General features: G+C 67.0%; 11 protein-coding genes. 8 read left to right on the top strand and 3 right to left on the bottom strand.

From position 1 onward, the window contains the following. Nucleotides 1-48 precede the first annotated feature (48 nt). Nucleotides 49-834 (top strand): hypothetical protein, encoded by a 786-nt coding sequence (locus AC1RR5_RS25500; protein WP_492926355.1) that lies wholly within the window; start codon nucleotides 49-51, stop codon nucleotides 832-834. Nucleotides 835-836: 2 nt separating this feature from the next. Continuing rightward, on the top strand, nucleotides 837-1,346 hold the full coding sequence (locus AC1RR5_RS25495; protein WP_492926353.1) for a hypothetical protein: 510 nt from the start codon (nucleotides 837-839) through the stop codon (nucleotides 1,344-1,346). 696 nt (nucleotides 1,347-2,042) lie between these two features. Here the strand turns inward: AC1RR5_RS25495 and AC1RR5_RS25490 are convergent. After that, complete coding sequence (locus AC1RR5_RS25490) at nucleotides 2,043-2,567, bottom strand: GNAT family N-acetyltransferase (RefSeq protein WP_492926351.1); 525 nt, start codon at nucleotides 2,565-2,567, stop codon at nucleotides 2,043-2,045. Nucleotides 2,568-2,633: 66 nt separating this feature from the next. Between AC1RR5_RS25490 and AC1RR5_RS25485 the strand changes: the two genes are divergently transcribed. Continuing rightward, complete coding sequence (locus AC1RR5_RS25485; RefSeq protein ID WP_492926349.1) at nucleotides 2,634-3,011, top strand: nuclear transport factor 2 family protein; 378 nt, start codon at nucleotides 2,634-2,636, stop codon at nucleotides 3,009-3,011. A 115-nt stretch (nucleotides 3,012-3,126) separates the two neighbouring features. After that, complete coding sequence (locus AC1RR5_RS25480) at nucleotides 3,127-4,950, top strand: DUF885 domain-containing protein (RefSeq protein ID WP_492926347.1); 1,824 nt, start codon at nucleotides 3,127-3,129, stop codon at nucleotides 4,948-4,950. Between the two features lie 3 nt (nucleotides 4,951-4,953). Here AC1RR5_RS25480 and AC1RR5_RS25475 read toward each other — a convergent pair whose 3' ends face one another. Further along, entirely contained in the window at nucleotides 4,954-6,561 is a 1,608-nt protein-coding gene (locus AC1RR5_RS25475; protein ID WP_492926345.1) for an EAL domain-containing protein, read from the bottom strand. 274 nt (nucleotides 6,562-6,835) lie between these two features. Here AC1RR5_RS25475 and recA point away from each other — a divergent pair, with 274 nt between their 5' ends. From recA to AC1RR5_RS25460, 3 genes are all read left to right on the top strand, one after another. Beyond that, complete coding sequence (recA, locus tag AC1RR5_RS25470) at nucleotides 6,836-7,906, top strand: recombinase RecA (protein WP_492080634.1); 1,071 nt, start codon at nucleotides 6,836-6,838, stop codon at nucleotides 7,904-7,906. A 438-nt stretch (nucleotides 7,907-8,344) separates the two neighbouring features. Then, nucleotides 8,345-10,993 carry an alanine--tRNA ligase gene (gene alaS, locus AC1RR5_RS25465; RefSeq protein WP_492926343.1) on the top strand — a complete coding sequence of 883 codons (2,649 nt, stop codon included), beginning with the start codon at nucleotides 8,345-8,347 and terminating at the stop codon, nucleotides 10,991-10,993. Nucleotides 10,994-11,120: 127 nt separating this feature from the next. Further along, nucleotides 11,121-12,005, top strand: coding sequence for a DUF1835 domain-containing protein (locus AC1RR5_RS25460; protein ID WP_492926341.1), 885 nt, complete (start codon nucleotides 11,121-11,123; stop codon nucleotides 12,003-12,005). Between the two features lie 60 nt (nucleotides 12,006-12,065). On the opposite strand, the gene AC1RR5_RS25455 is transcribed toward AC1RR5_RS25460, so the two are convergent. Beyond that, nucleotides 12,066-12,695, bottom strand: coding sequence for a TetR/AcrR family transcriptional regulator (locus AC1RR5_RS25455; protein ID WP_492926339.1), 630 nt, complete (start codon nucleotides 12,693-12,695; stop codon nucleotides 12,066-12,068). Nucleotides 12,696-12,725: 30 nt separating this feature from the next. On the opposite strand from AC1RR5_RS25455, the gene AC1RR5_RS25450 reads away from it, so the two are divergent. Continuing rightward, entirely contained in the window at nucleotides 12,726-13,511 is a 786-nt protein-coding gene (locus AC1RR5_RS25450; RefSeq protein WP_492926337.1) for a hypothetical protein, read from the top strand. Nucleotides 13,512-13,648 lie beyond the last annotated feature (137 nt).

Genomic DNA, 13,648 nt, shown 5'->3' with positions numbered 1-13,648 from the left:
CGGAGCGATCCGCCGCCTTTTCTTTTTGAGTCTACGGAAAGCGCTTTCGTGAACGCCATCATCCGCGGCAAGCCCGACAATCTGGACGAGCTGGGCCAGCGCTTCGAACGCGCCCGCCTGACCCAGCCGGTCTTCCTCAACAGCGTGCCCAAGGCCGGCACCCACCTGATCCGCAACATCCTGCGGATGTTCGTCGCCCCCGAGCAGCATTGGCCGCGCGAGTACATCCAGCACGCCCTGCTGGCGCGCAGCCGCGACGCCTTCGATCCCAAGGCCGCGATGATCAGCTGGGGGCACATGCTGTTCTCGGACGAGTCCGCCGTGGCCCTGCGCGACGTGCGCCACATCGTGCTGGTCCGCGACCCCTATGACTGGGTGCTGGCGCGGGCCCGCTTCTACCTGTCGGACGAATTCCTGGGGAACCTGAACCACATCAAGGACGGCGGGGCCGCGATCGAGGACGTCATCATGATGATGATCCTGGGCGCCCACGGCCGCGTGCCGGATCTGCGCGACATCTTCAGCATGAACGCCGTGGCCTGGATGGGCTCCAGCGCGGTGATCGTCCGCTACGAGGACATCGTCACCAACCTCAAGGACCTGGGCTCCAAGCGGGCCGAGGCCTTCTTCCGCCAGCTGTTGGCCGATTGCGGCATCGACCTGCCCGCCGACTGGCGCGAACGCGTCGAGGTCGGCGCCGACCCGCGCGAGAGCCGCACCGCCCGCGAGAACCTGCAGGTCACGGTCGAGGTGCCCAAGGTGCTGTCCGACGTCCACAAGCGGGTCGTCGACTTCCAGGTTCCGGGGCTGCGGGCGCTGCTGGGTTACGCCTGAGCATGCCCGGCAACGCCGAACTGTGGGCGCTGTGGAAGCGGCTGAAGAGCCTGTTCCCCATGTGGTCGCTGCTGCCGTCCACCTTCAACACGCCCGGCGCCTGGGGCTATTGGGGTGTCGATTTCGTCAGCGGCTTTCGCCGGAATCCCTCGACGATCAAGGCGTTCGAACTGCTGGAAGGCGTCGACGACGCCCTGTTCGACGCCCTGTCCGCCCTGGCCAGCCTGAACGCCCGCCGCCAGGACCAGATGCTGCGGGCGGTGATCATCGGCTACCTGACCATCCCGCTGTCGATCATGGCGCTGCTGGCCGAACTGGCCGGCGACAGCGTGATGAGCTTCATCCGGGGCAATCTGAACATGGTCATCATCGGCGTCGGGACCGCGACCCTGGGGCCGCTGATGTACCTGATGAGCCACTGGCGCTCACGCCAGATCGTCAGCGTGCTGGACCTGATCCGCATCGAACGCGGCCAGGCCCCGTTCACGGCGCTGGAGTTGCGGGAGGAGTAGGGGCTGACGGGGATTGAGCGCGCTCTATCCTCGGAGTTCGCGAGATCGAACACAACGAAATCAACCGCTTGTCGATTTTACGCAGTCCTGAATGATCCGCGTTCAGAACCGCCGCACAATCATAGCCATCCCCGTCGCGGGGGAGGGCGTTTGGATCCGGCCCAAGACGGCGGCGGGGGTAGGTTGAGCGGGGCCGCTGGCGGTTCCCGAGCGGTTTCGTCAGGTTGCGTGGATTACTCTTTAGGATCGCACGCGAGTGACGGGTCGTCCGGGGCCAAAGCCGACAGCGGAGCGACAGGGCGGTGATCGTATAAACCGCCTATCGTGGATCGTCGGGGTCGAGACGGATGTAGCCGATCGACTTGGTCCGCGCCCGTCCGGGGGCTAGTGGGGACCCGAGCTGAAAGACGCTCACGCCTCCCATCCTCACGGGCAAGAACAGCCTGGCGGAGCGGACAGCGAGCCGAAACACAACAAACCTTACGGTCTCCGGGTTCGCCCGGCCGCTCCGTCGCCTCCCCACACACCTTCAGCGGCTGGCCGCGTGAGGTGGCGGCTTTGCGCCCCCTCCGTCACGCTGCGTATCCGCAGCGCGCCACCTCCCCCGCAAGCGGGGCAGGAGAAGAGCCGCTTCCTCCTCCCTTGCGAAGCGGGGGAGGTGGATCGGCGCCGATAGGCGACGAGACGGAGGGGGCGTCAGTCGCGCCGCCGCTCCATCACCACGATCGGAGAGCCCTTGTAGGTCGCATGCGTCTTCAGGATGAAACCCACCTTCGTCGCCAGGGCCAGCGACGCGCCGTTGTCGGCGTCGATGATGCAGGGCACGACCGGCGGGGCCAGGGCCTCGTCGATCCAGGCCAGGCCCGCGCGGACCGCCTCGGTTCCGAAGCCATGGCCGTGGGCCCAGGCCGCCAGCACCCAGCCCATCTCCGGCAGGTCGTACAGGCTGGGGGCCAGTTCGCGGCGCAGGTCGGCGAAACCGACCTCGCCGACATAACGTCCGGTCGAGGTCTCGCGCACCGCCCAGTAGCCGAAGCCCAGCAGTTCCCACAGGCCGCGGGCGCGCATCAGGCGGGTCCAGCTTTCCTCTTCGGTGAAGGCGCGGCCGCCGACATGGCGGACCACCACCGGGTCGGCCCACATGGCCTTGCTGTCCTCGAAGTCAGACAGCTGAGGCGCGCTGAGCGTGAGGCGGGTGGTGGTCAGGGTCGGGACGGGCATGAGACTCGGCGTTTGCGGCGAAGACGCCGTGCAAGCTACACCGGCTCCACGACCTGGAAAGAGCCCATGACCTCGCCCGCTGACGCCATCGCCGCCCGCCGCAAGCTGACCAACAAGCTGATCGCCGCCAAGGACGCCGCGCGCCTGCGGCCGTTCTTCGATCCGCGCATGACCCTGATCGCCGGCGACGGCTCGCTGCTGCTGGGCGCCGAGGACGTGCTGGCGGCCTTCGCCAGCCAGTTCGCCGACCGGGACTTCATCGCCTATGTCCGCACGACCGAGCAGATCGACCTGGACGCGGACGGCAATCGCGCCGCCGAGCGCGGTCGCTGGGTCGGCCTGTCGAAGGACGCGGCCGAGCAGTCGGGGACCTATCTGGCCACCTGGAAGAAGGTCACGGGCCAGTGGGTGATCGAGAACGAGCTGTTCGTGACGCTGGCCTGATCGGTGTGACCGCAATCATCGCTGGATTTCGCCGGATGACTCGGAATTAATTTCGCCAAACTCGGGCAAGGGCCTACGCCTTCGCCCTCGAATTAGGGTCCTGGGAGGGAAAGCCTTGCTCAATCGTCGCCATATGATGTTCGCCACCGCCGCCGCGGGGTTCGCCGCCACCGGCGGTCTGCCGACCCTGGCCCTGGCCCGCGAGGGTGAAGTCGCCAAGCTGAACGCCCTGTTCGACGACATCATGGCCAAGCAGCTGCGCCAGTCGCCCGAGACGGCCACCAGCCTCGGTCTCGACAGCGGCGACCTGGCCTGGACCAAGGACCTGCTCAGCGACCGCTCGGCCGCCGCCATCGAGGCCGGCAAGGTGCAGACCGCCAAGCAACTGGCCGACCTGCGGGCCATCGACCGTCGCGCCCTGAAGGGCATGGATGCGGCCAACTACGACACCGTCGAGTTCGTCCTCCAGGTCCAGGACGAGGGCAACAAGCAGTTCAGCTACGGCGGCGGTGGTTCGGGCGCACCCTACGTGCTCAGCCAACTGACCGGCAGCTACCAGCAGATGCCCGACTTCCTGGACACCCAGCACAGCATCGAGACCAAGGCCGACGCCGACGCCTACCTGTCGCGGATGGAGGGCTTCGCCCGCCTGATGGATCAGGAAACCGCCATCGCCAAGCAGGACATGGCCGACGGCGTGATCCCGCCGGACTTCGTCATCGACAAGACCCTGATCCAGATGAAGGCCTTCGCCGACACGCCTACGGCCGACGCGCCGCTGGTCAAGTCGATCGCCCGCCGGACCAAGGACAAGAACATCGCCGGCGACTGGGCCGGTGAAGCCTCCAAGATCTACGAAGGCTCGGTGCTGCCGGCCCTGAAGCGCCAGATCGCGCTGATGGAATGGGCGCGTCCCAAGGCCGTGCACGACGCCGGCTGCTGGCGCCTGAAGGACGGCGGCGCCTACTACGCCACGTCGCTGAAGAACTACACGACCTCGGACCTGAAGCCGGACGAGATCCACCAGCTGGGCCTGGACCTGGTGAAGTCGATCTCGGCCGAGGCCGACAAGCTCTTCAAGAGCATCGGCATGAAGACGGGCACGGTCGGCGAGCGCATGGCCAAGCTGGGCGAGGACTTCTATCCGAACACGGATGCGTCCAAGGAACAGCTGATCAAGGACCTGAACGAGAAGGCCGCCTGGATCCAGAAGCAGCTGCCGGCCTATTTCGGCGCCCTGCCCAAGGCTCCGCTGGAGATCCGCCGCGTGCCCAAGGCCATCGAGGCCGGCGCCCCGGGCGGCTACTACAACTCGCCCTCGCTCGACGGTAAGCGCCCGGGCATCTACTGGATCAACCTGCGCGACACCAAGGAGCAGGCCAAGTACACCCTGACCACCCTGACGGTGCACGAGGGCGTCCCGGGCCACCACCTGCAGCTGTCGATCTCGAACGAGGCCAAGGGCCTGCCCATGATCCGCAAGATCATCGGCTTCTCGGGCTACACCGAGGGCTGGGCGCTCTATTCCGAGCAACTGGCCGTCGAGATGGGCATCTACAAGACCGACCCGCGCGGCCACATCGGCATGCTGCACGACGCCCTGTTCCGCGCCGTCCGCCTGGTGGTCGACACCGGCATGCACCACAAGAAGTGGAGCCGCGAGCAGGCCGTGAAGTACATGGCCGAGACCATGGGCGACGAGGAAAGCGGCTCGATCACCGAGATCGAACGCTACGTCGTGTGGCCGGGGCAGGCCTGCAGCTACATGATCGGCAAGATCGTCTGGCTGCGCGCCCGCGCCAAGGCCCAGAAGGCCCTGGGCAAGAAGTTCGACATCCGCGAGTTCCACGACGCGGGCCTGCTCTCGGGCATGACCCCGCTGACCACCCTGGAACGCGTGATCGACGACTACATCGTCGCCAAGGGCGGCAAGGCCTAGGGCCTAGCCCCAGCTATCGGAAGCCCCGGCCCGGCGCGCAACGGCTTTGACCGGCGCGCTGGGTCGCAGGGCGGGGGCGGGCTTGTCGGCCGGCTTGCCGTACAGCCAGCCCTGGGCGAAGTCGACGCCCGCCGCGCGGACGATCTCCTCGACCTCGACGGTCTCGACCATCTCGGCCACGGTGCGGATCTTGAGGTCCTTGCACAGCTCGACCAGCCGGCGCACCAGCGCCCCGTCGCGGCCGTTGTCGGCCAGCTCGCGGACGTAGCGGCCGTCGATCTTGACGATATCCAGCTGCAGCTGCTGCAGATAGGCGAACGAGGACGAGCCGGCGCCGAAGTCGTCCAGGCAGACCAGCGAGCCCATGCCGCGCAGGCTCTGGATGTGCTGGTTGGCGGTCGTCAGGTTGTCGATCGCGCAGGTCTCGGTGATCTCGAAGATCAGCCGGCCCTTGGCCTCGTCGTACTTGGCCAGCAGGCGGCCGACATGGTCGACGAAGGCGTCGTTGCCGATCGTGCGGCCCGAGACGTTGACCGCCAGGCGCATCTTGCGCTCCTGGTCATTGGCCAGCTTCTTGACCGCCTGCTCGACGATGGCGTGGTCGAGCTCCTCGATCAGGTCGAATTCCTCGGCCATGCGGATCAGGGCGAACGGGCTGCCGCCGTCCTCGAACCGCACCAGGGCCTCGTGGTGATGGGCCAGGCCCGTGGCCAGCGACACCACCGGCTGGTAGGCGAGCGTGAAGCGCCGCTGGCTGACCGCCACGCCCAGGGCGCCGGCGCGGGCCAGGGTCCGCTTCACCGAGCGGTTCATCGCCTCCGACAGGGTCATCGGCGGCATGTCCTTCAGGCCCTCGCGCAGGAAGTCGTCCAAGGCGTAGCGCAAAGCGCGGAGCGCACGGGAGCCGCCGCCGCCGGCCTCCAGCGGCACCACGTGGGCGCTGGCCTCGGCGCTGACCATGCGAGTCAGGCGCTTGACCATGTTCTCCGGTCGGTCGTCACGCTGGCGCAGCAGGGCGAAGCGATCGGGGGAAAGACGGGTGGCGGCCGAACCGCCGTGCGACTCGGCGCGGACGGCGCTGGCGACGCGGACGTCCAGGGCCTGGGCCTCGCTGGGCGTCAGGCCTTCGCGCATGGTCCCGAGGCCGGCGAACTCGACCATGGCCAGTTCCAGCTCCAGGCCGGTGACGCGGGCGGCCTCGAACAGGCCCTGGGCGATGTCGTCGAACGACTCTCGCGGCTGCAGGCTGTTGGCGGTGAGGGGAGGGCCGGCCGACTGGGCGGCGGTGACCGAGCACGAGATGCGACCTTCGTTCTCGGGCAGGGCGCGCAGGATGACCCGCACGCAGCGGTCCTCGACCCCGGCGACGCGCAGCACGACGGGACCCCGGCGGACGCCGTCGTCGGCGCAGTTGATCATGGCGTCCATCAGCGGACGGTCGTCGGGATGGAACAGATCGGACCAGGCCTGGCCCGTCAGGCCGGCCTCGCTCTTGCCCATGACCTTTTGCGCCGCGCCCAGCGCCAGGCGCACGCGGCCGCTCTGCAGCTCGACGAGAAGATCGGCGCTGGCGAACGCCAGGCCCAGAAGGCGGCGAGGATCGATGGACAATGTCGGCAGTCCCCCAAGAAGCGGCAAGGCTGGCACAACGGGACTTAAGGACCGGTTTCGGCGCGGGGGATGCCACCTCATTTCCGGTCACATTTCCGGTCAAAGGCGGTGCGGCATTCTGACCTACGACAGAAACGGTCGTTTCTTGGGGTGAGAACATCTTGCGAACCCGGAACAAAGCATGTACGCCTTAATCATGTTCCACAGGTCGTTGGGGCGGGGCGCGCTAAGCGCCGATCGAGCGGCCGGAATCATGGGATAGAGGCGGATCATCATGACAAGTCAGGCGGCATTGAAACTCGTGGGCAAGGAAGAAGGCGACAAGCAGCGCGCTCTGGAAGCGGCGCTCACCCAGATCGACCGGGCATTCGGCAAGGGCTCGGTGATGAAGCTGGGCGAGAAGGGCAAGGTCGAGATGGAGTCCGTCTCCACCGGCTCGCTGGGTCTCGACATCGCCCTGGGCATCGGCGGTCTGCCCAAGGGGCGGATCATCGAGGTCTACGGCCCGGAAAGCTCGGGTAAGACGACCCTGGCCCTGCACGTGGTGGCCGAGGTCCAGAAGGCCGGCGGCACCGCCGCCTTCGTCGACGCCGAGCACGCGCTGGATCCGTCCTACGCCTTCAAGCTGGGCGTCAATCTCGACAACCTGCTGGTGGCCCAGCCCGACAACGGCGAACAGGCCCTGGAAATCACCGACACCCTCGTGCGCTCGGGCGCCGTGGACATCGTCGTGATCGACTCCGTGGCGGCCCTGACGCCGAAGGCCGAAATCGAAGGCGAGATGGGCGACAGCCTGCCGGGCCTGCAAGCCCGTCTGATGAGCCAGGCGCTGCGCAAGCTGACCGCCTCGATCAACAAGGCCAACACCATCGTCATCTTCATCAACCAGATCCGTCACAAGATCGGCGTGATGTACGGCAGCCCGGAAACGACTACGGGCGGCAACGCGCTGAAGTTCTACGCCTCGGTGCGCTTGGACATCCGCCGCACCGGCTCGGTGAAGGTCCGTGACGAGATCATCGGCAACAACGTCCGCGTGAAGGTGGTCAAGAACAAGGTGGCCCCGCCGTTCCGCGAGGTCGAGTTCGACATCATGTACGGCGAGGGCATCTCCAAGCTGGGTGAAGTCATCGACCTGGGCGTCAAGGCCGGGATCATCGACAAGGCCGGCTCGTGGTTCTCGTACGGCAGTCAGCGCATCGGCCAGGGCCGCGACAATGTCCGCGAGTTCCTGAAGACCAATCCCGACATCGCCGCCTCGATCGAAGCGGCCGTCCGCAAGTCGTCGCAGAAGATCGAGGAAGAGCTCCTGGTCGGCGGCCCGGAAGAGGGCGACGAGGAATAGGCCCAAAGACTAGGTCCTGAGGGGCCTCAAGGTTTCGCGGCCCTCGCCCGACCCCGGGCGTCCCCGCCTTCAACACGCTCGCGGCCGGACCGCCGCGAGGGCCGCGATTGCAGGCCGCCTGGACCCCATGCCAGGCGGCCTATTTTCGTTCTGGACTGGGGCGGGGCCGGCAGACCCTCCCCTAGCGGGGGAGGTGGCGCGAAGCGCCGGAGGGGGAAGAACCAGGGTGTCGGGTTGATCTCTCCTCCCCCTGCTGGGGGAGGGGGACCGCCGAACGGCGGTGGAGGGGGCAGATGCAGCGCCACGCGCCTCCGAACCCGCCCTTTTCCGCCCCAACCTGGGCTCCCATCTGTGGATCGGTTTCCCCTTCGCCAAAAACCGCGCTATGCAGCGCGCGACTCCCGGCCGCTCGCCGGACGCTTAAGACTTGAGACGCTCATGCCCAGCTTGAACGAGATCCGCAGCACCTTCCTCGACTACTTCGGCAAGGCCGATCACGCGGTGACGCCGTCGGCGCCGCTGGTGCCGCAGAACGATCCGACCCTGCTGTTCGTCAATGCCGGCATGGTGCCGTTCAAGAACGTGTTCACCGGCGCGGAGACGCCGGCCCATCCGCGCGCGGCCAGCTCGCAGAAGTGCGTCCGCGCCGGCGGCAAGCACAACGACCTGGACAATGTCGGCTACACGGCCCGCCACCACACCTTCTTCGAGATGCTGGGCAACTTCTCGTTCGGCGACTACTTCAAGGAACAGGCGATCCATCATGCCTGGACCCTGCTGACCCGCGACTTCGCCCTGCCGAAGGAAAAGCTGCTGGTCACGGTCTACCACACCGACGACGAAGCGGCCGACCTGTGGAAGAAGATCGCCGGCCTGTCCGACGATCGCATCATCCGCATCCCGACCAGCGACAACTTCTGGTCCATGGGCGACACCGGTCCCTGCGGCCCGTGCTCGGAAATCTTCTTCGACCACGGCGAAGGCATCCCCGGCGGCCCTCCGGGCAGCCCCGATGAAGACGGCGACCGCTTCATCGAGATCTGGAACCTCGTGTTCATGCAGTTCGAGCAGCTGGCCGGCGGCGAGCGCGTCTCGCTGCCCAAGCCCTCGATCGACACCGGCATGGGCCTGGAACGCGTCGCGGCCGTCCTGCAGGGCGTGCACAACAATTACGACGTCGACCTGTTCAAGGCCCTGATCGCCGCGTCGGTCGAACTGACCGGCGTCAAGGCCGAGGGAGACCAGGCTCCGTCGCACCGTGTGATCGCCGACCACCTGCGCTCGTCGTCGTTCCTGCTGGCCGATGGCGTCACGCCGTCGAACGAAGGCCGGGGCTACGTCCTGCGCCGGATCATGCGCCGCGCCATGCGCCACGCCTATCTGCTGGGCGCCAACGAGCCCCTGATGCACCGCCTGGCCCCGACCCTGGTGGCCGAGATGGGCCAGGCCTATCCGGAGCTGCGCCGCGCCGAGGCCTCGATCGTCGAGACTCTGCGCCAGGAAGAAGAGCGTTTCCGCGTCACCCTGGGCCGCGGCATGGGCCTGCTGGACGACGCCACCGCCAACCTCACGAGCGGCGGCGTGCTGGACGGCGACACCGCCTTCAAGCTGTACGACACCTACGGCTTCCCGCTGGACCTGACCCAGGACGCCGTGCGCGCCAAAGGCCTGACCGTCGACACCGACGCCTTCGACGCCGCCATGGAAAAGCAGCGCCAGATGGCGCGCGCCAACTGGGCCGGCTCGGGCCAGCAGGCCGGCGCGGCCGCCTGGTTCGCGATCAAGGAAAAGGCCGGCGCGACGGACTTCGTCGGCTACGAGAACACCGAGACCACGGGCGTCGTGAAGGCGCTGCTGGTCGACGGCGTCGAGGTCGAAAGCGCCACCGGCGGGACGACCGTCGAGGTGCTGCTGGACCGCACCAGCTTCTACGCCGAAAGCGGCGGCCAGGCCGGCGACACCGGCGTGCTGGAAGCCAACGGCCGCGAGAACCGCGTGATCGACACCCAGAAGCAGGCCGGCGAACTATTCGTCCACCGCGTCGAGCTGTCGGGCGATCTGAAGGTCGGCGACCAGGTCGTGGCCTCGGTCGACGCCGAGCGCCGCCACACCACCCGCTCCAACCACTCGGCCGCCCACCTGGTGCATGCCGCCCTGCACCATGTGCTGGGCCCGCATGTCGCCCAGAAGGGCCAGATGGTTGATGGCGAGCGCATGCGCTTCGACTTCAGCCACGGCGGTCCGCTGACGGCCGAGGAGCTCGACCGCATCGAGGCCGAGGTCAACGAGGTCATCCGCCAGAACGTCCCGGCCGAGACCAAGGAAATGGCTCCGGAAGAGGCCATCGAGGCCGGCGCCGTCGCCCTGTTCGGCGAAAAGTACGGCGACAGCGTCCGCGTGCTCACGCTCGGCAAGTCGCTGGCCGATAACGCCAAGGCCTATTCGGTCGAGCTGTGCGGCGGCACTCACGTGGCTCGCACCGGCGACATCGCCCTGTTCAAGATCGTCTCGGAGCAGGGCGTCGCCGCCGGCGTGCGCCGCATCGAGGCCCTGACCGGCGAGGCGGCCCGCCGCTTCCTGCTGGACCAGGCGGGCGTCGCCAAGTCGCTGGCTGACCAGTTCAAGACGCCGGTCCTGGAAGTCGGCGCCCGCGTCGACGCCCTGATCGCCGACCGCAAGCGTCTCGAGAAGGAACTGGCCGACGCCAAGAAGCAACTGGCCCTCGGCGGCGGCGGTGGCGCTGCGGCTGGTCCGGAAGACATCAACGGCACCGCCCTGATCGCCCGCGTCCTGGACGGCGTCGGCGGCAAGGAGCTGCGCGGCGTCGCCGAGGAGTTCAAGAAGCAGCTGACCAATGGCGGCGTCGTCGCCCTGGTCGGCACGAGCGACGGCAAGGCCGCCGTCACCGTGGCCGTGACCGCCGACCTGACCGGCAAGTTCAGCGCCGCCGACCTGGCCAAGGCCGCCGTGATCGCCATGGGCGGCCAGGGCGCGGGCGGCAAGGCTGACTTCGCCCAGGGCGGCGCGCCCGACGACAGCAAGGCCAACGAAGGCCTCGCGGCCGTCAAGGCGGCGTTGGCCGGCTGATTAGGCTGTTAGCCTGAACCCAGATGAGGGGACGCCGAAAGGCGTCCCCTTTTTCGTGCCCGAAAGGGCTGGGTTCGGCCGCTGCTGGCGTGCTTTGCTGACGTTCAGGGGCCGCATAGGAGGCGTGATGCTGCATCTCACCAACGGCGACAGCGCGGCGGGATCCTTGCGCGACAGTGGCGTGGCGGATCGTGTGGTCGCCTGGCGGGATGTCCTGCATGAAGGCCCCGTGCCGGCGGGCCTGACGCTCGAGGGCATGAGCCAGGTGCGCGCGCGTTTCCTCGCGGACTGGGACGGCGGATCGTTTCCCGAGGTAGCGGCCAGCTTCGCCAAACGCGACGGCGCGTTTCGCTCGGCCCGCCATGTGGTGCTGTGGTTCGAGCACGATCTCTACGACCAACTGCAGCTGATCCAGATCCTGGCGGCGCTGTCGGACAGCCCCGACGTCACGGCCGAGATGATTTGCATCGACGCCTTTCCGGGCGTCGAGCCCTTCTACGGCCTGGGTCAGCTGACGCCGATGCAGCTTGCATCGCTCTGGCCGGACCGCCAGCCGGTCACCACCGAGCAGCGCGCGCTGGGCGCTCGGGCGTGGGACGCCTTTACGTCGTCCGACCCCAGCGCGATGCGCCAGCTGCTTGCAACGGATCTGAGCGCTCTGCCGTTTGTGGATGCCGCCCTGTCGCGTTTGGTCGAGGAATATCCCGCGCCTCCCACGGGTCTGGGGCGTACCGAGCAGCAGCTCCTGCAAGCGATCGCCCAGGGCGTGCGCAGCTTCGCCGAACTGTTCGTCGCCAATGCCGCGGCGGAGGAAGCGCCCTTCATGGGCGATACGACGGTGAAAGCGCGCGTCGAGGCCCTTATCCACGCGCCGACACCGCTGGTGACGCCCGAGCCTTACACACTGACCGAGGCCGGCCAGCGCGTGCTCGCCCGCGAAGTCGACGCGCGTCAGCTCAACGGCATCGATCGCTGGATCGGCGGCGTGCGCTTCGACGCCAGTATGCTCTGAAGGTCGGCTTTCGACCCGTTGCGGACATCCCCATCGGCATCCAACTCTATCGGAGCCCCTTCATATCACCTCCGCAACACCCTTTAGGAAGGCCCTGATTTTCGAGCTGATCGTCTCCTGGGGCGGAGGTACGGGCAAACCGAAGACGTGCTCGCGGATGCCAAGGAAGAAGATGGTCGCATGCAAGCTCCATACAGCTTCCAGCTCCGCCTGGGTCGGTGCGCTTTCGGAGATAGGTGGCCGACCGTAGTGCGCACGGAGCTCATCGATCACGAGCGGGTAGATTTCGGCCGCGATCTTGGGGAACAGGCGTCTGTGGAAGTTGACGTCGCCGAGGGCCGAGAACAACAGAAGCCGGGTGTAGTCGTGTCCTAGAATGAGGTCCGCATAGTCGCGGTAGAAGATGGTCAGGCGTTCGTCCAACGGCCTGCCGCGATCCCGCAGTTGGACCAGATCCGGCTTCCAAGCCTTGCCGAAAACTTCCTCGTAGACCCGCTCAATCAGATCTTCCTTCGTCGGGAAATAGCGGAAGATCAGGGACTGGGAGATGCCGAGACTTTGCGCGAGTTCGCGGGTCTGGCCGCCAAACCCGTGCTTCGCGAAAAAGCGGACGGCATGCCGCACGATTGCCTCTTCGCGCGCTTCGGGCGTCAGCCTTAAGCGGGGACGTCGCGTGTTCCGATCGTTCATCAACGGCCTCTCCGCCGCGCCAGGGCGCAGATGACCTGTGTTGACAGATGTCGATTTATTGATCAACTGATCAATATGAAAACGCCTCCGCCGACGCCTCAAATTTCTGCCCGGATCGACGGGATCACGATCGCTCGCTCCGCCATCGCGGCGTGGGAGGCAAAGCGGCGGGTCGCGGTCATGCGACGAATGGGCCTTTCGCCCAGTTCCGATCCCGTCCGCGATGACGCCCTGCTGCTCGCGCGCAAACTGGAGCTCGGTTTGGCCGGCGTGCGAAGGGCGCGCGGTGTGGAACTGGCGCTGGGCGATGTTGTTGGCGGACTTGCCAGCCGACTGGCTGCGGGGCGACGCAAATTCAGCGTTTGCGAGTTGACGAGCGATACAGGCTCCGCCGCAACGTTTGTCGCCTGGTTTCGAGACAAAGCTGCCAACCTTGATCCAAGCGCGATGCTCGCGGCCTGCCCGGACCATCTTGCATTCGGCGTCGACGGCGAGGGGCGGCAGATTGTCATCGAGACGACAGGCGGGTCGCCAACGCCAACCCAATTTCTAGTCGACTACGATGACCTCGAAGGCCTGCGGACGCCACCAGACCCGGACTTTCCGATCCAGGTGGCCGGCGCCGCCAGGACTCTCGGCGGTGTCCTCCTGGGCGGTGTTCGGCATCAATTCCGAGATAGAGCAGCAGGCTTCGAAGCACGCCTCACGGTCGAATTCCCCGCCACAATGCCGGACCGGCTGATCCACAGTCATCGCTGGCACCTAGCCTGCGAGTTCGCCAACTGGATGGAGCTGGCTGCGAACGTTCGCCACTAGAGAACTCGGCTACGCCGGTCTTTTCGAACCGACCTGGGGTCGAGCGACCAGAACGACCGCGCTAGGGCCAATCGACATTCAGGATTCTCAGGCGCCGAGATGTCTGATTCATAGGGCTCCGTTCGATTGACGGAGCC

The sequence above is a fragment of the Caulobacter sp. GW821-FHT11E11 genome (assembly GCF_058808315.1).
The sequence above is the reverse complement of the archived record's forward strand: the minus strand, read 5'-3'. Positions and strand labels throughout refer to the sequence as shown.